The sequence below is a fragment of the Natrinema salinisoli genome (assembly GCF_020405205.1).
GTDB lineage: Archaea > Halobacteriota > Halobacteria > Halobacteriales > Natrialbaceae > Natrinema > Natrinema salinisoli.
In genome coordinates this window covers 3,856,537-3,873,791 of record NZ_CP084469.1, presented here as the reverse complement: position 1 = coordinate 3,873,791, position 17,255 = coordinate 3,856,537, and the positions used below count along the sequence as shown (strand labels likewise).

The following is a 17,255-nucleotide window of genomic DNA, read 5'->3' as shown; positions in this document are numbered from 1 at the left end:
TGTCGGCTCGAGATCACGATTCGGTTCCACCGACCGGTGGCGACACGAGCACCGGATAGCGGCCCCGCATCGACCTGTCCGGTCTGGTGAAACACAACGTTGGGACGGAATCGGTGGGTTACCGAAATGAGAGTTTCGGTATTCCTGAACTGATGAAGTTCGGCTGATACGAACTGATTCTCGAATGCACCATACGATCGATCGACGTAATAAAGGCCGCCCTGCTTGCGGTCCACCGCCGACGACTCCGTCACGCAACTGTAGGGTTAAGTAACCCCTCGCCCATGTCCCGGTATGCGTGTCGCCATTCTCGCCCACGAGAAGTTTCCCAGCCAGGCCAAAACCGCCCTCGGCGTTCTCCGGTACGCCGACCACGACGCCGTCGCCGTCCTCGATCGAGAGACCGCCGGACGCCGCGTCTCGGATTCCGTCCCGGACGTACAGGACGCGCCGATCGTCGCCGGAATGAGTGATCTCGAGCCGGACGCGGTCGACACTCTGCTGATCGGGATCGCACCGATCGGGGGCGGCTTCGACGAGAGCTGGCGCGAGGACGTTCGAACGGCACTCGAGTACGGCTGCGACGTGGTATCGGGACTCCACTACTTCCTCGCCGAGGACGAGGAATTCTCCAGATTGGCGGCGGAGAACGACTGCGAGATTCGCGACGTTCGGAACCCGCCGGACGATCTCTCGGTCAGCGAGGGCGTCGCCGGGGAAGTCGACGCCGACGTGATCCTCACCGTCGGCACCGACTGCTCGGTCGGCAAGATGACGACGACGATGGAGCTCGCCCGCGACGCCCGTGCGGCCGGCCACGACGCCGCCGTCATCCCGACCGGCCAGACGGGGATCATGATCGAGGGCTGGGGGAACCCGATCGATCGCGTCGTCAGCGACTTCACCGCGGGCGCGGTCGAGGAAATGATTCTCGAAAAAGGCGACGACCACGACTACCTGTTCGTCGAGGGGCAAGGGAGCATCGTCCATCCGGCGTACTCGCCGGTCACTCTCGGCATCCTCCACGGATCGATGGCGGACGAACTCGTACTCTGCCACGAGGCCGGCCGAGAAGAGATCCACGGCTACGAGTCGTTCTCGCTGCCGTCGGTCCGGACCTGCGTCGATCTCTACGAGAGCGTCGCCGCACCGGTCGCGGAGAGCGAGGTCGTCGCCGGCGCACTCAACACCGCCGGCCTCGAGGACGACGAGGCCGCCCGGGAGGCGGTCGACGACTACGCCAGCGAAATCGGCGCACCCGCCACCGACGTGCTCCGGTTCGGAACCGACGACCTCCTCGAGGTGCTGTGCTGAGATGGGGCTCGAGACGTCGTTCGAACGGCGTACGCTGCCCCTCGAGCACCCCTTCGAGATCGCTCGCGGGAGGACGACCGAAACCGAGGTCGCGTTCATCCGGATCGAAGACGACGACGGGACGACCGGCATCGGCGCTGCCGCACCGTCGTCCCATTACGGGGAGACCGCCGCCACGGTCGAGGCCGTTCTCCCCGACCTGCTCGCGGTGGTAGAAGCCGTCGACGATCCCCACCGCCTCGAGCGGATCGAACGCCGCATGCGCGAGACTGTTCGACGAAATCCGGCTGCCCGGGCCGCAGTGAGCATCGCGCTGCACGATCTCGTCGGCAAACGACTCGAGATACCCCTCTATCGCTACTGGGGGCTCGATCCCGCTGATCCCCTCGAAAGTTCCTATACCATCGGGCTCGACGATCTCGAGACGATGCGCGAGAAGACGGAATCGGCCCTGGACCGAGGGCACGGGACCCTGAAAATCAAACTCGGGACCGACTGCGACGCCGAGATCGTCCGGACGATTCGATCCGTCGCACCGGACGTCAGGCTGTTCGTCGACGCGAACGAGGCCTGGACCCCACGGGAAGCGGTCGCAAAAATCGATCGCCTCGCTGAGTTCGACCTCGCGTTCGTCGAACAGCCGGTTTCCGCCGACGATCCCGAGGGGCTGCGGTTCGTGTACGAGCGGTCGGCACTGCCGATCGCCGCCGACGAATCATGCGTGACGCTCGCGGATATTCCCAGAATCGCGGACCGGTGTGACATCGCGAACCTGAAACTGATGAAATGCGGCGGCCTCCGGGAGGCGAAACGGATGATCCACGCGGCCCGGGCCCACGGTCTCGAGGTCATGCTCGGCTGTATGACTGAATCGAACGCCTCCATCGCAGCGGCGTGTCACCTCGCGCCCCTGCTGGACTACGCCGATCTGGACGGCTCCCTGCTGCTCGCGGACGATCCGTATGCGGGGCCGATCGAAAAGAACGGCGAGATCGCGATCGACGATCCGAATCGGCCGGGAACCGGCGCGGAGCGGCGCTGATAGCCGTCGTCTGTGGGCGGCGACTACGAGTCGAGCCGTCGCGCTACCGTTCTTCGACCGCGTACACCCTGCGGTCGTCGCTTCCGACGAAGACGGCACCGCCGGCCACGGCGGGGCTCGAGACGATCGCGTCGTTCGTCGGAAACCGCCAGCGGTGCTCGCCGCTCTCGACGTCGACCGCGTGGACTGCCCCGTCGTCGCTCCCCACGTAGACCGCGTCGTCGGTCACCGCCGGACCGGTCCGAACTGGTTCTTCGACCCGGAACCTCCACCGGACATCGCCCATCGCGGCGTCGAGTGCGATCACGTCGCCCCTGCGGTCGGCGGACTCGGTGCCACAGCCGACGAAGACGGTGTCATCGTGAACCGCGGGACTGGTATTCGGGAACCCGTCCGTCTCGAACCGCCAGCGTTCCTCGCCGGTGATCGCGTCGAGGGCGTACACGAAACCGTCGCCGCTCCCGAGGTAGACCGTCCCGTCGGCCACCGCTGGACTGCCGCGAACCGCTTCGTCCGTCCCGAACTGCCAGTCGGCCTCTCCACCTCGCGCATCGATCGCGTGGACCGACCCGTCCTCGCTACCGACGTAGACGGTGCCGTCGACCACTGCCGGGGTCGTGTGTACGTACTCTCCGTCCGTCTCGAACCGCCAGCGTTCCTCGCCGGTTTCCGCCTCGAGGGCGTGGACCGTGCCCCAGTTACCCCCGACGTAGACGGTGCCCTCGACGACCGTCGGACTCGAATCGGGGGCCACTTCGTTTCGCCAGCGTTCCGCCCCTGTGGCCGCGTCGATAGCGTACACGAACCCGTCCTCGCTACCGACGTAGACCGTCCCCTCGGTCACCGACGGACTGTGGCGGAACTCTTCACCCGTCTCGAACTGCCAGGTCGTCTCGCCAGTGCCGGCGTCCAGCGCGTACAGACTACCTGCGTCGTTCCCGACGTAGACCGTCCCGTCGGCCACTACTGGACTGCCGCGAACCGTCGCGTCCGTCTCGAGCCGCCACCGTTCGGCGACACTCTCGAGCGGCCCTTCGAGAGACGCGTAACCGACGTTCGCAGCCGTCGCACCGTATGTCGGCCAGGACGCGTCACTCCCAGCGGTCGATCCGGTCTCCGACTCGTTGCTGTCGCCGAGACATCCTGCCAGCCCGAACGCACATGCTACCCCGCCGATTTTCACCACCGACCGCCGGCCACCCTTCCACGCCATCGTTCCTCGTTTCGGAAACAAATATTTAAACTTGATCGTTATTGGTACACGGCTCGTCCCGTCGCTTTTCAAAACCGGATCGGCGATATACTCGGGTGGACTTCCCCGAACACTCCGTCACCAGCGGCAGTACTTGACCATCGGCGCTCTCAGCGTCGCCTCGGTGGCCGGGACCGCGTCAGCGTCGATCGATTCGAATTCACGAGAGGCGATAGTGACGACCGATTCGTCGAGTGCCGTCCGCGTCCGCCCGATCCCGGTCGCGCTCGAGTCGTGACTCGAGAGCCACGGTCACGAGACCGAACCGTCCCGTTCCTCGAACGCTGGGAGTGGAGAGTCCCCTCGAATCGTCTCGAACGGAACCACAGTTCTGTTGAATGAATAACATTTATATATTAAAATGTATATTAAGCTAATAAATCGTATATGAGAGCACAGAGAACTATTTGTGGCGAATATCGAAAGCGATGAGTTACAGAGATCCAACAAAAATTATCAACTGATATGACTTTTAACCTATCTCGAAGTGGTGCCCAAACGGGTTCGGCAGGGCCGAAAACGACCGATACGACCACCCGGTCCGTATTGATCGTCGAAGACGACGAAGAACTCGCGGAACTTCTGACGGTCTGGACGCGAGCTTTCTGCGGGCACAACACGCGGATCCACACCGCGGGTTCGGTCGCCGACGGCCAGGCGAAACTGGAATCGCAGCCGGCAGTCGACATCGTCCTTCTCGATCGGCGACTCCCGGACGGTTCGGGGCGAGAGGTCCTCGAGACGGTCCCGAAAGGATCCGACGTGATCACTCTGATGATCACCGCAGTTGCCCCCGGAACCGACATTATCGAGCTCCCGATCACCGACTACCTCGTCAAACCCATCGACGAGGAAACGCTGGTCAAGAAACTCTCCCTCGTTGAGAAACTCGATACGGCCGATGCCCTCGAGCCGTATACGGCATCACGCAAGGCGAGCCTGCTCGAGTATCACCTCGACAGGCCTGAAGAGGACCCCCTGTTCAGACGCTTTGCGGCCAGATGGTCCTACGACCGGCTCGAAATCGCGGTCGTCGAGGAGCACGCGGTCGTCTACGAACTGTACACCGGCGAGGCGAGCCCGGCCGGGGAGAGCGACATCCACGTCTCGGTGACCGGTACGCTCGCACCGGCGATCGAACCGCTGTTCGAGGCCGGGGAGATCGAAGCGATCGGCGAGCTCATCCCGTCGGGTGAGGATTACGCCTGGGTAGCGGCCGACAGTTCCGAGCCGATCGAGCCGGCCGACGGGATCATCGGAATCTACGGCTTCAGCTGCGAAACCCCCGAACGCTACGTCGACGACGACGGCGGGTGGGAAGACGAACCGACCGATATCGAACTGGCTGCCGTCCTCGAGTCGGCCTTTCACTGAGGACGGCTCCGCCCGTTCCATCAGGGTTTCGACGCCACGTCCGCCAAGCGGTTTCCCCGGGTGACTATCAGTTCGACCGGCAACCGGGTTTCATACCGACGGTCGGTGTGGAACGTGCTGGGATGCACGACAGTGACGACAAATTGCACGTGTCGCGACGGACGCTGTTGCGGGCGTCAGCCGGAACTGCGACGCTTTCGGCGGTCGGGAGCGTGCGAGCCGATGGGGACGACAGTGCGCCCCGGACGACCCACTGGTTCGACGAGAACTGCCCGGAAGCGACCCTCGAGACGGGAATGACCCACTGCGAGGGGGCGAGCACCGAGGGCTGTGCGGACGACCATCCGGCGACGACCGAGCTCCGGTCGGCCGTTCGGGATACCCTCGAGACCAGGTATTCCAACGTGGAGACGCTGCTCGAGGTGGGATACAAGCCGTACTTCGATACGCTCGAGACCGGCGACGATAGCTGGTCGCACTGGCTCAGTCCGGAATTCATCGGCGACGGCGAGCTCCTGGATCCCGAACGGCCGGAATCGGTGCTCGTCGACAACCGGTCCTGGCAACCGATCGGCGTCATGTTCATCGCGACGCTTGACGGAGACTCGGTCGAGCCACCGGCGGTGTACGGCGAGGAGACGTCCGAAGAGCGGTGTTCGCCGTGGCACGCCCACACCGGACTCCCAGGACGATTCGCGTGGTGGTACTACCGCCGGGCGTACGAAGGGGATTTCCAGGACGGTGATCGAGAGTTCCCCTGTCGAACCCCGTGTATGCTCCACGTCTGGACCGTCGACCATCCCGAGAGCGTCTACGCACACGACGCGCCGCCACGGGAGTATCGCGACGTGCCCCCCGCCGACGAACCCGAGTTCGACACCGACGCGGTCCCCGGGGAGGACGAGCTCAACTGGGATGCCCTGCCGGACGAGGTCGTCCCCGAGGAACTGCCGGGGGACTTCGCTCCGGCCGACCGGTTCGGTATCGATCTGGGGCTGTAGCGGTTCTTTCCCGGAGCACAATGCGGTGCGACCGCTCCGCAAGCGGAAGTACGCCGTCAGTCGAGTGGCCGGCTCTCCGTCGTGACTCGAGCGTCCGATTCGAGCCTCCCCGAGTTCCGGCCGATTTCGGCGGGTTATCACTCGAGGTTCTTTTTCAGGCAGATCGCCGAGTTCGGACAGAGATCCGCGAACTCGGTCGTTTGCTGAATGGACTCCGGAACGGCCTCTCGATCGACTGCGTCGTACCCCTCTCGTTGAAAGAACGCCGACGCGGTCGTGGTCAAGAGGTACAGCGTCTCCACCCCGTTGGATCGTGCGCGGTCCTCGAGCGCGCCGACCAGGGCAGTGCCGTACCCCTGACCGCGATTCGATTCCGTCACGACGACCGACCGCAAGAGCCCGTTCGACCCGTATCGTTCGACGCCGCCGACGCCGACGAACGTCGTCTCGGAGAACGCGGTGACGAAACACTCTGGCTTCGTTCGGACGTCCCGATACGGGAGGTCGTTGGCTTTCAACAGCGCTTCGACGCGTTCGACGGTCTCAGCGTCCACCGGTCGGAGCGTTATCGAAACGTCGGTCATACGCTTCCATCGCCCTCCGTTGGCGGTGACTGGGTCGGCCGGTCGTCCCGCTGCCGGCGTCGCTTCTGCGGCGCGAACTGAAGGCTACCGCGAGTCATCGACCTGCGGCCGAGCGATCGTAATCCGGAGCTTCCCGCCCAAATCGACCGAGAACCCCCCACAATCGGAGAGGCAGCGGGCCAGACCGAGGCTGCGTCGCGCGACGAGGAAGAGGGCGACGGTCGCCGTGAGGACAACGATAGCGGCGTGCGGCTGGCTGATGGCCCAGAGCAGGAAGAGCAACGCGGGCACGAGGGCGTAGCTCGCGAGTACGCGTTCCCAGCTGGGTTGCTCGACGGCTGGACGATATCGTGGATCGAACGGTGGACGTGACATGGTGCAGTTGTGTAGGGCAGCGGTGACGGTCGTGGCGGAGCCAGCGATACGTTTCGCAACGGCCTCTCGGTTTCGACGACAGCGGTCGTCAGAGTCGACATGGGAGTGTGGCGACGGTGTTAGTTTTTTGCCGTCGATCGGTAGCGGCGTCGTCAGTCATCGTCGACCGACCTCGTTTCGTCGAGGACGCGGAGCAGCCGCTCGGCGCGCGGCGTCGCGGTGTAGTACCGCCATCGACCCTCTTTTCGCCGGTCGACCAGCCCGGCGCTGAAAAGCCGGGAGAGGGCCTGACTGACCGCACCCTGACTCACGCCGAGGGACGGCTCGAGTTCACAGACGCAGATACCGTCGTCGGCCGCGGCGATGAGCCGAAGCGCTTCGTAGCGGGTATCGTTCCCGAGGGTCGCAAGCGTTTGCACGTCGGCGGCGACCGCATCTTCCGGCAGGGAGTGGCCGGTCGAGCAACAGTCGACCGTCTGCGAGTCGTCCGGTGGAGCCGGCCCGTCGATTTGTCGTTCGCTCATCTTAGCAATTGCTAATATTAGCACCCACTAATATAGATATTGTGGTCGTGACAGTGACAGTTCGAAACGAAGACAGAAGAAACCCTCCGGGCAGACGGTCGCGGTACGCACACCGACCGGACCGCTGTATCACGGCCGGTCGGAACCAGACACTCACTCGAGCCAGCCCTCGATCGCGGCCGCGATCCGGTCGGCCGCATCGTCGGGCCCACACCGATCCGTGTCGATCTCGAGGTCGGCCTCGGGCTCGTCGAACTCCCGGTAGACCACGTGGACGCCCTGCTCATCGATCGAATCCGCACGGCGTCGATTTCGCTCGAGACAGCTCTCGAGGCTCGCGGTGACGAGGACGAACTGCACGTCACCGAGGGTCCGAAACCGCGTTTGCCACGCCCGGCGATAGAAGGTGCCGTCGACCAGCGTGACTCCAGGGTCGGGTGCCGCGGCGACCCGCTCGGCGAGTTGCTCGTAGGTGCGACTCGAGAAGTCGTCGGAGTGGATCACTCGAACGAGGATTCCGTCCTCCTCGAGCCGCGCGCGAACGCGGGTCGCCACGGTGGTCTTTCCCGCACCCGGCGGCCCGCAGATGGCGACGATCACGGCCGACGGTATCCACCGGAGCCATACCAATGGCGCGGATCGGCACTCCTCGATCCGGGGACGGATCAAGCGCGTCGTCACCCCAGATCCTCGTCGCGCTCGGACTGCCGGAGAATGAAGGGGCCCATCGCGAGCGTTCGCTTGGCGACCGTCGCGATCCGGAGAATGTAGACGATGAAGATCACGAACGGCGTGATCCCGATGACGAACCCCGCGCTGGTCAGCCAGACGAGATTGTCGACGCCAAGCGTCTGCCCGGGCAAGACGGTCGCATCGACGTACATCAGCATGATCCCCGTCACCGTGAGCGCGGGGATCGCCGCGTACAGCAGCGCCCGGGAGAGATTGATCAGTTCCCACTGGAAATACAGCGTCTTGAAGTGCTCTCGAGCGGGGCCGAAGAACTTCAGGAGCGTTACCATGTCGTCGATCTCATCGTTGGCATCGTCGGACAGTTCCTCCTGGTGGTCCGCGCGGAGCTTGCGGGCGTCGTAGATCTTCCGCGAATAGTTGAAATTGAGCGCGTTCCAGATCACCTCGAACGTCCCGAACTGGGCGTCCTCGAGGTTCCCCTTGACGGTTTCGGCGTTCTCGGAGAGATCGTCGACGTAGTTGCGGACCTTCTCCTTGAGCTCGTCGCTGTGATCGGGGTTGTCCGTCATCGTCGACTCGAAATCGTTCGCTTCCTCCTGAATTCCATCGACGAGCTCGTAGAGGAAACCGGCTGGCTCGGGCGGCGTTACGTCCTCCTCGAGTCTCTCTTCCAGATCCTGACGGAAGCCCATCGCCTCCTGCATCCGTTCGCGCTGGTCGCCGACCGCGCCGAGCTCCTGGGAGAGCACCAGCTGATTGATCGTGACGACGATCGAGGTCCCCGTGATGATCGACCCGATGAACGCCGAGAAGATCCAGAAGGTGCCGTTGTTGGTCGCGACGATCGTCCGCAGCGCCGGGAGGCCGACCTGACTGAGCCCGACGAGGACGACGAACACGATCCCGAGCACGACCGCCGTGAGCAGCCGACGATCCATCCGAAGCAGGAGATACAGCCGCGGTCCGGTGAGTCGGCCGCCGCCGTTCTCGTCAGCTTCCGAGTCCGAGCTGTCCATTCAGCGATTCGAACCGACGAGGACCGCGAACAAAAGCGTCGGCCCGGAAGGCGACGGGTCAATGAGACGACCCGTACTGGAACCCCGTCGATCGACCCGAAGAATATCCCCCAGTCGGTCGACTCGATTGACCCGATAATGACCGTCGAGAGACGCCAGACCGTCCGACGGCTGCTCGAACGGGTCGACGCTGAGTTCGGTCGTTACCGTTCTTCGCCGTAGGTCACGTCGAACGGTCCTTCGTCGGGATCCTTCTGGGGGATCATCGGACCGACCGACGCGGTTCGGTGCGTGACCGTCGCGGTCCGGAGGATGTAGGAGACGAGCAGCGCGAGCGGCGAGAGGACGACGACGATCAGCACGCTCACGACGTACGGAAGCACTGCGACGTTGATACTCGGGCCCGTAACGTTGGCGTAGAGGAGCCCGATGAGGATCGCCGACAGGATCGACGGGACCCCACAGTAGATCGTCAACTGCGAGAACCGGGTGAGTTCTCGCTGCAAGTAGGTCGTCTTGAACTGCTCCCGGGCGACATTGAACAGCTTCAGGGAGCCGATCAACTCCTCGAGTTGGTCCGTCGCAGCCGGCGACAACGAGTCGGCGTAGTCGTTTCGCAGATGGGTCGCGACGTACAGTTGCCAGGCCTCGTCGTAGTGTATCGCCGCCGAAACGGCCGAAAACGTGCTTATTCCGGCTTTATCGAGCGTTTCACTGACTTCTTCGGCTCGTTCCTCGACGCTGTTCGTGTACTGGAGGACTCTGTGGCGAACTTCCTCGTCGTGATCGGAGACGATATCGGCGAGCGTGACCGCGTCGTGTCGGATCGTTTCGATTATGAGCTCGAGCACTCTCGTCGGCGCAGCCGGAGCCGTGGGAATGCCGGCCTCGGTCGCCACGTTTCGTCGGAACTCGACGACACCATCGAACCGATCGCGCGCTTTGTTCGCCGTGGTGAACTCCTGAGAGAGGATCAACTGGTTGACCGAGACGACCAGCGTCACGAGGGAGAACGTGCCTGCAATCATGCCGCTGGCCACGCGCGTCACGGAGTTCGGGTTCGTAAACGAGACGACACCGAGTTCGTAGAGCCCGACCACGATCACGAAGACGGCGACCGAAACGATCGCCGCGACACCCAACCGGTTGCCTCTGATCAGGAACCACTCACGGAATCGTGTCGCCACGCCCTCACGAGTCCCGACGTCGGCCCCGTAGGACTCGAGCGTCTCGTCGGTCTCGGCGGATCCCATAGCGATACGTTCCACCGACCCGACAATAAGGGACTGCGTTGCACATACCGTCACGCACCGGTCTCGGTCGGTGATCGACGCGATCCTCGAGCGGGTGTGCCGATCGAGTGACGCCGACGGGACGATCAGGATACCGAGAACGGACCCTTCAAGGCCTACACTGAAATGCGTCGACGGTGTGGAACCGATGCATGCACGGTGAGGGAATCAACTCGCGGACGGACGGACGACGGCGATGACCCGATCGGAACCGACGAGCCGACGGCGAGTGCTCGCATCGCTCGGAACCGGGATCGCGATCGCGGCCGCCGGCTGTCTCGGCAGCAACAGTCTCGGCGGACAGCCGACCTACGAGGAGGGGACCGTCAGCGGCATCAACGCCAGCAACGTCTCCAACCGATCGGCAGCGCAGATGTCCACGGCGGCGGCACTCGCCCAGCAGCAACCCTCCAGCGCCGTGACGCCGCTCGAGCCGCTCGAGCTGGTCGACCACGAGTTCGTCGTCGAAGACGGCTATCTCGGCTCGACGATTCAGGGAACCGTCGCGAATACGGGGACCGACAGGATCCAGACTGTGGAAGTACGAACGCGCGTCTACGACGACGCGGGCGACCTGCTCGGTCGGTATCTCGCCAGCACCGGCGATCTCAACGGGGGCTCGTCGTGGGCGTTCCAGGTCATCGTCCTCGAGGCACCCTCGGACGTCGCCAGTTACGATATCACCGTTCTCGGAACCCCCTCGTGACCGCTGGGTCAACAGGTCGTCACGAGCGGGTCGACCGTACCGAAGTCAGTCGTCGGGTTCGTCGACCAGTTCGTCGGCCAGTTCGTCGGCGACGCCCTCGTACACGTCCTCGACGGTCACGGCGAGCGTATACGACTGCCGCCCCTTCCCCGTCGGCGACGTCGCCACCGACTGCGCCTCGTCGACGAGGCCCTCGTCCTCGAGTCGGTACAGCGAGCGGATCACGTCGGCCTCGGTGAGCGTTCCGACGACCTCCGTATCGACGTCGGAGAGTTGCTGCTTGCAGTACTGGCGGAGTTCGTGCGTCTGGACCGGCGTCTCGCCCTTCCGATCGAGCTCGGCGACGCCCAGCAGGACGAACTGATTTGTCATCGAGACAGACCGGAACGGTGACTCGTCACTCATACCGGACACTTGATCGTGAACGATGGTAACCGTTTCTCCTTCTTGCGCAACGAGAACCGGAAATCGAGACCGAATAGTGTCACGGGACCGCATCGAATGGGCTATATCAAACACAAGACATCGAGAGAATAAGACGGGTCGTCGATCGGTAGCTGGTACCTAGGCGTTCTCTTCGTCCTGGAGCTCCGCCAGTTCGGCCTCGACGTCTTCCTGATCCTCGCCCTCGAGCTCCGTCAGCTCGTCCTCGTCGACCTCGGCCGCCGCATCGGCCGCGGGTTCGTCGTCGGTCGCCTCGTCCACATCGCCGCCGACATCGGACTTGAGGGTCTCGAGTTCGGCCTCGACGCCGCTGTCGGTCGAGATCTCCTCGAGTTCGCGATCGATGTCGTCCTTGTCGGACATGACGTCCTCGAACGCACCGGATTCGTGGAGCTCGTCCATCGCGGCCGCGCGAGCCTCCATGTCCTCTGTCTGCTCTTCCGCCCGCTCGATGGCGCGGCCGACGTCCTCGAACTCGTCGCCGGTGGCCGTCATCGCCTCCGAAACGGTCGAGCTCGCCTTCGCGGCCTCGTGGCGGGCCTTCATCGTCTCCTTCTTGGTCCGGAACTCCTCGATCCGCGTCTGGAGTTCGTTCTTCTGTTCGATCAGTTTGTCCTGCTGGCCCTGCAAGTCCGAGATCTGGCGCTCGAGGTCCTCGATCTGGTTCATCTTCGTCTTCTTCTTCTCGAGGGCGCGTCGCGCCAGATCCTCCCGGTCCTGCTGGACGGCGGTCCGGGCCTGATCGTTGTGTTTCTCGACGTTCTCCTCGAGGCGGCGTTTCTGCATCTCGAGGCGCTTCTTCTGCGTGGTGAGGTCGGCGATGCCGCGTTTAACTTGCTGGAGCTGGTCGCGCATCTGTTCGTAGGAGTAGTCCAGCGTTTCGGTCGGGTCCTCGGCCCGGTTGAGCACCGAGTTGAGTTTCGACCGGATGACGTAGGAAGCCCGAGAGAGGATGCCCATACTTGCTACGTATTGGTCGCCGGCCTTAAAAATGTCACTTCAGAGATGTCCGGCAGCGAACGAAACTCGCCGTGGTGGATAGTGATCGGGGACGAAGTGACACGAACACCGAGGACGACGTCGATCGATCCCGGCCCGGGCCGGTGTCCGCCCGCTCTGATCGGCTTCCGGTCCGACTGACTCGAGTGCCGATTCGACGCCCCGAGAGTCGCGGTAACGAGGCTTGATTAGCGGGCGTCCACAACGACGGGCCATGAGCGACGTCCTCATTCCCGGCGCTCGCGACGTTCGGGGGACGCTCGAGGAACCGACCGACGAACCGAGGGCCATCGTCGTTGCCTGTCCGCCCCACCCGCAACACGGCGGCTCGCGAAGCGACCAGCGCCTCGTCGCAGTGTCGGAGGCGCTTCGCGAATCGGAGATCGCCTGCCTGCGATTCGACTACGGGCCGTGGGACGAGGGCACCGGCGAGCGGGAGGACGTCCGAAACGCCATCCGATGGGCTCGCGACGGATACGACGGGGGGGCCGCCGAGGACCTCCCCGTCGGCGTCTTCGGGTATAGTTTCGGCGCGTCGCTGGCCCTGCTCGCGTCGGCGGATACCCATCCCGACGCCGTCGCCGTGCTCGCGCCCACTGCACGGCTCGCCGACGACCTCGACGCGCTGGCGGCGCTGGATTCGATCGACGCCCCGCTCCACGTCCTCTACGGCGAGCGCGACACGACCGTCGACTGGGAGCCGATCGTCGAGCGCGCGCGGGAGCGCGGCGACGAGACCACCGCACTGGCGGGCGACCATTTCTTCCTCGGCAACCGCGACCAGATCGCGAGGGTCGTCGGGGCGTTCTTCGAGCGAACGCTGCTCGAGTCCGTCTGAGCCGGCTACCAGTCGACATCGAACACACTCTGCAGAGCCGGTAAGTCACCCGCAGGCGCGAGAATCGTTTTAATTCCGGGAGCGGAAACCCGCCGATGTGGAACCGACACACGACAGCTCCCGAATCGGCCGTGCGCACCGATGACCGGTGCCGATTCCGGCTCGGTCCAGCGGGCCGAAACGTGGACCGAACTTCACGAACTGGTCACCCGGGACATGTGGATGGCCGACATCGGTCGCCACCGCTCGCCCTCCGTGTTCCGCGGCGTCGAAGACGAGGCCTTCAGCCTCGAAACGTCGATCGATCGCTTCGTCGGCGACTCGGGGGAGTGGCACCTCGAGCCGCTGCTGCTCCGGAACTTCGCTCAGTACGCCAGAAGCGAGATCGACGAACCGCGGTCGGTCTGGCACCTGCTCGCGATCGCCCAGCACTACGGGCTCCCGACGCGCCTCCTCGACTGGTCGTTCTCGCCGCTCGTCGCCGCGTACTTCGCGACCCGGAGCGGTGACACGGACCACGACGGCGCGATCTGGGCCGTCGACTACCGGAAACTCCACGCCGACCTACCCGACCCCTATCGGGACGTCCTCGAGGGGACGGAGACGTACATGCTCGACACGCACCTGCTCTCGAACGCCACCCTCGAGTACGGACTGGGCGAAGACGCGGACGGCGACGAACTGTCACCGGCCCGCGACCTCAACGAGGTGTCTCGCGTGACCGAACTCTGGCAAGAGCGGTGGGCGCCCGAGGACGATCCCGAAGCGCAGTACGTGATGTTCTTCCGACCGCCCGCGATCGACGACCGTATCGTTAACCAGTCGGCCGTCTTCTCGTTCCAGTCCGATCCGCGAATCGTCCTCGATCGGTGGCTGGCGGACCGACCCGACTGCTACCGGAAGATCGTGATTCCGGGCGAGCGCAAGCTCGAGTTCCGCGACAAACTCGACCAGCTGAACGTCAACCATCGAACGCTGTTTCCCGGGCTCGAGGGGCTGGCGACCTGGCTCAAGCAGTACTATCAGCCGCAGTCGACGGAGTGACTCGAGCGACCGAACGGGTGCGTTATTCATCTGCCGGCAGCGGCTTCAACACCGCGACCGTCGTACGGGCCGTATGTCGACTCTCGGGTCCGTCGTGGCGCTCGCGAGGGATCGAAATCTCACGTTCTTGGCGGCGGGTATCGCCTACTACGCGTTCGTGTCGATAATCCCGATCGCGTTGCTCGCCGTGGCAGTCGCGTCGTTCGTCGGCGGACAGGACCTCGCCAATCGCATCACAAGTATGCTCAGTCAGCAGCTCTCGTCGTCGGGACAGCAGCTCGTGACGGAGGCACTCACCAACACGACCGGGCGGGCGGCCGCGTCCGTGGTCGGATTCCTCGCGCTGACGTGGAGCGCCCTGAAGCTCTTCCGCGGCCTCGACCAGGCGTTCGACGAGGTGTACGCCGGCGAGATCGACGCGTCGCTGCTCGAACAGGTCCGGGACGCCATCGTCGCCATCGTCGCCATCGCCCTCGCCGTCGGGCTCGTCGTCGCCGTCGGCATCGCGCTCTCGGTACTGTCGTTGCAGATCCCGTTCGTCAACCTGCTCGGGACGCTCGTCCTGATCGCCGTCCTGGTGATCGCGTTCCTGCCGATCTACTACGTGCTCCCGCCGATCGAGACGTCGGTGACGGGGGTACTGCCGGGAACGATCGTCGCCGCGGTCGGCTGGGTGGTGTTGCAGATCGGCTTTCGGATCTACACGTCCAACGCCAGTCGCTACGCGGCCTACGGCGTGATCGGTGCAGTCCTGTTGTTCGTCACGTGGCTCTACTTCGCCAGCATCGTGTTGCTGCTCGGCGCGGCGGTAAACGCCGTCCGACAGGGGGTTCGCACGGAAACGGTGTAGGGTCCGTCTCCGTCGGTTCAGTCCCGGCCGTGCCGTGTCAGACACTTCGGGAGGCCGATCAGCTCGACGGGCTCGGAGTTGTCCGGCGAGTAAACGACCATCTGCCCCTTCTCCATGTAGGGGACTTTCGACTCGAGATTACTCGGAATGTTCACGCTCTTGATGGCGTCCTCGTCGCCGAGATTCAGGACGACCGTGGTGTTGATCTGCTTGAACACGGCGTCGTGGATGTCCTGCGGGTCCTGCGTGATGAGGAACAGGCCGAGCCGCTCTTTCCGGCCCTGTTTGGCGGCCTCGGTGAACTTGCTGATGACCTTCCCGGCCTGGACCGAGTCGGCGTCGGTCAGGAAGTTGTGGGCCTCGTCCATCCCGAGCACGAGCGGCGTCTCCTTGACTCGGTCGTAATCAGGATCGTTCGAGAGCTTCTGGTCGATGATCAGCGAGGAGACCGCGAGCACGATGGTCTCAGTCGCCCGGCTGTCGTTGATGTGGTAGGTCGGCACCACGGTGAGCCCGCCGGGACGGACGAAGTCGTGAACGAGGTCGGTGATCGGGCGCGCGTCCTGATCGAAGACGTGACCGAACCCGAGCACGCGCCGGCGAACGGCGTCGAAGGTCGCCTCGTGGACTCGACCGGACTCGTCGAGTTCCTCGCGCAACGCGGGGTCATCGAGGAACGTCGTGAACTCCTCGTAGGTGCCGCTCGAGCCGTACTGCTTCCGGAATCGCGGCAGGAGGACGCTGGTGAGCGCGCCGTACTGGTTGTCGTTCAACCCGCTGCCGGCGACCAGCCACGGGTTGTCGTGAACCATCGAGAACGGGATCGTGAACTCGACTTGCTCCGCGCGGTGGTGCCCCGCGGCGTACGACGCCGACCCGACCTTCGGGATAAACGCGGTCGTGTCGTCGTGGCCGCCGTAGGCGATGCCCTCGCGCTCGAGGCGTCGCGCGAAGTCGCTATCGAGGTCGGGGTTGTCGTCGTGCATCTGGGCGTACTCGTCCTGCGGATCGAACTGGACGACCGCGGGGCTGACCTCGCGACCGTCATCCATCGGGTAGGTCCGGTCGTCCGCGAGATACTGCCGCAGGATGTTCTTCGCGCCGTGGGTCTTCCCCGAGCCCGTGCCCCCGGCGATCAGCGAGTGGCGGAAGACGAGCGGATCGCCCGCGTCGTAGTCGTCTTTCAACCGGTAATCGATCGTCGGCGGGGTGGCCGCCGTCCGTACCTTCTCACCGCCGACCGAGAGATGACCGAGGAAGACCCCGTCGTCGGGCATCTTCAGCCCGGTCTTGATCTCCTCGGTGTCGTCGGCCTGCCGGATCACCGTCTGGGGTTTCGGCACGCGGTCCGTCATCCGCCGTTTGAGTTCGCCGTCATCCTCGTACAGCACCGCAACGGGCTCGAGATTCGCGACGAACTTGTAATCGGCCTCGTCGATCTCGTCGCTACGCATCGCCCGCCGCGCGTGGATCTCCGTCGCGTCGTCGGCGTGGTACTGCTGGGCGTACTCGAGGCCGACGATCCGGCAAAAGAGCGTCTCGCCGTCGGGATAGGGAGCGAGCAGGTAGCTCCCGATGCGGACCGACGATCGGTTGCCGCGGGTGACGTACGCCCGGAGGGTCGTCTCGTCTCCGTCCTCGGCGATGCGCAGGCCCTGGGAGACGCAGATCGTTCCGATACCGACGTCCTCGCCACTGGGTTCGACCGGCGTCGGTTCGAACTCGTCCGCGGACTCTCCGCTCGTCGGACCCGTACTCGCCGGTTCAGTGGTCCCCGAGGACGACGGCGAAGAGTCGCCCGCGTCGGTCGACGCGCCGTCTTCGGACCCGGCGTCGCCGTCGAAATCGCCAAAATCTCCCAGATCGCTCATACGAACCTCATCCGGCCCGACCCTCAAACGCGTTTC

Annotated in this window: 18 protein-coding genes; 8 read left to right on the top strand and 10 right to left on the bottom strand. The window is 64.5% G+C overall.

Annotated features, from left to right (window positions below; genetic code table 11):
* The first annotated feature begins 294 nt into the window (after nucleotides 1-294).
* Nucleotides 295-1,314 (top strand): N-acetyltransferase DgcN family protein, encoded by a 1,020-nt coding sequence (locus tag LDB05_RS19255; RefSeq protein ID WP_226005590.1) that lies wholly within the window; start codon nucleotides 295-297, stop codon nucleotides 1,312-1,314.
* Nucleotide 1,315: 1 nt separating this feature from the next.
* Nucleotides 1,316-2,356 (top strand): dipeptide epimerase, encoded by a 1,041-nt coding sequence (locus tag LDB05_RS19250; protein ID WP_226005589.1) that lies wholly within the window; start codon nucleotides 1,316-1,318, stop codon nucleotides 2,354-2,356.
* 43 nt (nucleotides 2,357-2,399) lie between these two features.
* On the opposite strand, the gene LDB05_RS19245 is transcribed toward LDB05_RS19250, so the two are convergent.
* A complete protein-coding gene (locus LDB05_RS19245; RefSeq protein ID WP_226005588.1) occupies nucleotides 2,400-3,569 on the bottom strand; it encodes an outer membrane protein assembly factor BamB family protein in 1,170 nt (389 codons plus the stop codon).
* A 585-nt stretch (nucleotides 3,570-4,154) separates the two neighbouring features.
* Here LDB05_RS19245 and LDB05_RS19240 point away from each other — a divergent pair.
* Entirely contained in the window at nucleotides 4,155-4,982 is an 828-nt protein-coding gene (locus LDB05_RS19240; protein WP_250160929.1) for a response regulator, read from the top strand.
* A gap of 122 nt (nucleotides 4,983-5,104) precedes the next feature.
* The gene (locus LDB05_RS19235; RefSeq protein WP_226005586.1) at nucleotides 5,105-5,983 is read left to right on the top strand and encodes a hypothetical protein; all 879 of its coding nucleotides are present in this window, start codon (nucleotides 5,105-5,107) and stop codon (nucleotides 5,981-5,983) included.
* A 137-nt stretch (nucleotides 5,984-6,120) separates the two neighbouring features.
* Here the strand turns inward: LDB05_RS19235 and arsN2 are convergent, their stop codons facing one another.
* The 6 genes from arsN2 to LDB05_RS19205 form a co-directional block, all read right to left on the bottom strand.
* Complete coding sequence (gene arsN2 / locus LDB05_RS19230; protein WP_226005585.1) at nucleotides 6,121-6,567, bottom strand: arsenic resistance N-acetyltransferase ArsN2; 447 nt, start codon at nucleotides 6,565-6,567, stop codon at nucleotides 6,121-6,123.
* A gap of 84 nt (nucleotides 6,568-6,651) precedes the next feature.
* Nucleotides 6,652-6,942, bottom strand: coding sequence for a hypothetical protein (locus LDB05_RS19225; protein ID WP_226005584.1), 291 nt, complete (start codon nucleotides 6,940-6,942; stop codon nucleotides 6,652-6,654).
* 152 nt (nucleotides 6,943-7,094) lie between these two features.
* Nucleotides 7,095-7,466 (bottom strand): ArsR/SmtB family transcription factor, encoded by a 372-nt coding sequence (locus LDB05_RS19220; protein WP_226005583.1) that lies wholly within the window; start codon nucleotides 7,464-7,466, stop codon nucleotides 7,095-7,097.
* A 153-nt stretch (nucleotides 7,467-7,619) separates the two neighbouring features.
* Nucleotides 7,620-8,066: an AAA family ATPase gene (locus LDB05_RS19215; RefSeq protein ID WP_226005582.1), complete on the bottom strand. Its 447-nt coding sequence runs from the start codon at nucleotides 8,064-8,066 to the stop codon at nucleotides 7,620-7,622.
* 77 nt (nucleotides 8,067-8,143) lie between these two features.
* The gene (locus LDB05_RS19210; protein ID WP_226005581.1) at nucleotides 8,144-9,175 is read right to left on the bottom strand and encodes a DUF7972 family membrane protein; all 1,032 of its coding nucleotides are present in this window, start codon (nucleotides 9,173-9,175) and stop codon (nucleotides 8,144-8,146) included.
* Nucleotides 9,176-9,378: 203 nt separating this feature from the next.
* Entirely contained in the window at nucleotides 9,379-10,428 is a 1,050-nt protein-coding gene (locus LDB05_RS19205) for a DUF7972 family membrane protein (protein ID WP_226005580.1), read from the bottom strand.
* Between the two features lie 235 nt (nucleotides 10,429-10,663).
* On the opposite strand from LDB05_RS19205, the gene LDB05_RS19200 reads away from it, so the two are divergent.
* A complete protein-coding gene (locus tag LDB05_RS19200) occupies nucleotides 10,664-11,173 on the top strand; it encodes an FxLYD domain-containing protein (RefSeq protein WP_226005579.1) in 510 nt (169 codons plus the stop codon).
* A gap of 45 nt (nucleotides 11,174-11,218) precedes the next feature.
* Here the strand turns inward: LDB05_RS19200 and LDB05_RS19195 are convergent, their stop codons facing one another.
* Together LDB05_RS19195 and LDB05_RS19190 are read right to left on the bottom strand one after the other, a co-directional pair.
* Nucleotides 11,219-11,578, bottom strand: a complete 360-nt coding sequence (locus tag LDB05_RS19195) for a hypothetical protein (protein WP_226005578.1) — start codon at nucleotides 11,576-11,578, stop codon at nucleotides 11,219-11,221.
* 159 nt (nucleotides 11,579-11,737) lie between these two features.
* Nucleotides 11,738-12,577, bottom strand: coding sequence for a PspA/IM30 family protein (locus LDB05_RS19190; RefSeq protein ID WP_226005577.1), 840 nt, complete (start codon nucleotides 12,575-12,577; stop codon nucleotides 11,738-11,740).
* A gap of 253 nt (nucleotides 12,578-12,830) precedes the next feature.
* On the opposite strand from LDB05_RS19190, the gene LDB05_RS19185 reads away from it, so the two are divergent.
* From LDB05_RS19185 to LDB05_RS19175, 3 genes are all read left to right on the top strand, one after another.
* Complete coding sequence (locus LDB05_RS19185; protein ID WP_226005576.1) at nucleotides 12,831-13,454, top strand: alpha/beta hydrolase; 624 nt, start codon at nucleotides 12,831-12,833, stop codon at nucleotides 13,452-13,454.
* A gap of 141 nt (nucleotides 13,455-13,595) precedes the next feature.
* Nucleotides 13,596-14,498, top strand: coding sequence for an FRG domain-containing protein (locus LDB05_RS19180; RefSeq protein WP_226005575.1), 903 nt, complete (start codon nucleotides 13,596-13,598; stop codon nucleotides 14,496-14,498).
* A 73-nt stretch (nucleotides 14,499-14,571) separates the two neighbouring features.
* The gene (locus tag LDB05_RS19175; RefSeq protein ID WP_226005574.1) at nucleotides 14,572-15,348 is read left to right on the top strand and encodes a YihY/virulence factor BrkB family protein; all 777 of its coding nucleotides are present in this window, start codon (nucleotides 14,572-14,574) and stop codon (nucleotides 15,346-15,348) included.
* A 17-nt stretch (nucleotides 15,349-15,365) separates the two neighbouring features.
* Here the strand turns inward: LDB05_RS19175 and LDB05_RS19170 are convergent, their stop codons facing one another.
* Nucleotides 15,366-17,219 (bottom strand): ATP-binding protein, encoded by a 1,854-nt coding sequence (locus tag LDB05_RS19170; RefSeq protein WP_226005573.1) that lies wholly within the window; start codon nucleotides 17,217-17,219, stop codon nucleotides 15,366-15,368.
* Nucleotides 17,220-17,255 lie beyond the last annotated feature (36 nt).

Bases quoted from the DNA above. Each gene is read 5' to 3' on its own strand.
- LDB05_RS19200 (WP_226005579.1), top strand. From the start codon at position 10,664: ATGACCCGATCGGAACCGACGAGCCGACGGCGAGTGCTCGCATCGCTC.
- LDB05_RS19185 (WP_226005576.1), top strand. From the start codon at position 12,831: ATGAGCGACGTCCTCATTCCCGGCGCTCGCGACGTTCGGGGGACGCTC.
- LDB05_RS19195 (WP_226005578.1), bottom strand. From the start codon at position 11,578: ATGAGTGACGAGTCACCGTTCCGGTCTGTCTCGATGACAAATCAGTTC.
- LDB05_RS19245 (WP_226005588.1), bottom strand. From the start codon at position 3,569: ATGGCGTGGAAGGGTGGCCGGCGGTCGGTGGTGAAAATCGGCGGGGTA.
- LDB05_RS19225 (WP_226005584.1), bottom strand. From the start codon at position 6,942: ATGTCACGTCCACCGTTCGATCCACGATATCGTCCAGCCGTCGAGCAA.
- LDB05_RS19255 (WP_226005590.1), top strand. From the start codon at position 295: ATGCGTGTCGCCATTCTCGCCCACGAGAAGTTTCCCAGCCAGGCCAAA.
- LDB05_RS19235 (WP_226005586.1), top strand. From the start codon at position 5,105: ATGCACGACAGTGACGACAAATTGCACGTGTCGCGACGGACGCTGTTG.
- LDB05_RS19180 (WP_226005575.1), top strand. From the start codon at position 13,596: ATGACCGGTGCCGATTCCGGCTCGGTCCAGCGGGCCGAAACGTGGACC.
- LDB05_RS19210 (WP_226005581.1), bottom strand. From the start codon at position 9,175: ATGGACAGCTCGGACTCGGAAGCTGACGAGAACGGCGGCGGCCGACTC.
- LDB05_RS19190 (WP_226005577.1), bottom strand. From the start codon at position 12,577: ATGGGCATCCTCTCTCGGGCTTCCTACGTCATCCGGTCGAAACTCAAC.
- LDB05_RS19170 (WP_226005573.1), bottom strand. From the start codon at position 17,219: ATGAGCGATCTGGGAGATTTTGGCGATTTCGACGGCGACGCCGGGTCC.
- arsN2 (WP_226005585.1), bottom strand. From the start codon at position 6,567: ATGACCGACGTTTCGATAACGCTCCGACCGGTGGACGCTGAGACCGTC.
- LDB05_RS19175 (WP_226005574.1), top strand. From the start codon at position 14,572: ATGTCGACTCTCGGGTCCGTCGTGGCGCTCGCGAGGGATCGAAATCTC.
- LDB05_RS19220 (WP_226005583.1), bottom strand. From the start codon at position 7,466: ATGAGCGAACGACAAATCGACGGGCCGGCTCCACCGGACGACTCGCAG.
- LDB05_RS19205 (WP_226005580.1), bottom strand. From the start codon at position 10,428: ATGGGATCCGCCGAGACCGACGAGACGCTCGAGTCCTACGGGGCCGAC.
- LDB05_RS19250 (WP_226005589.1), top strand. From the start codon at position 1,316: ATGGGGCTCGAGACGTCGTTCGAACGGCGTACGCTGCCCCTCGAGCAC.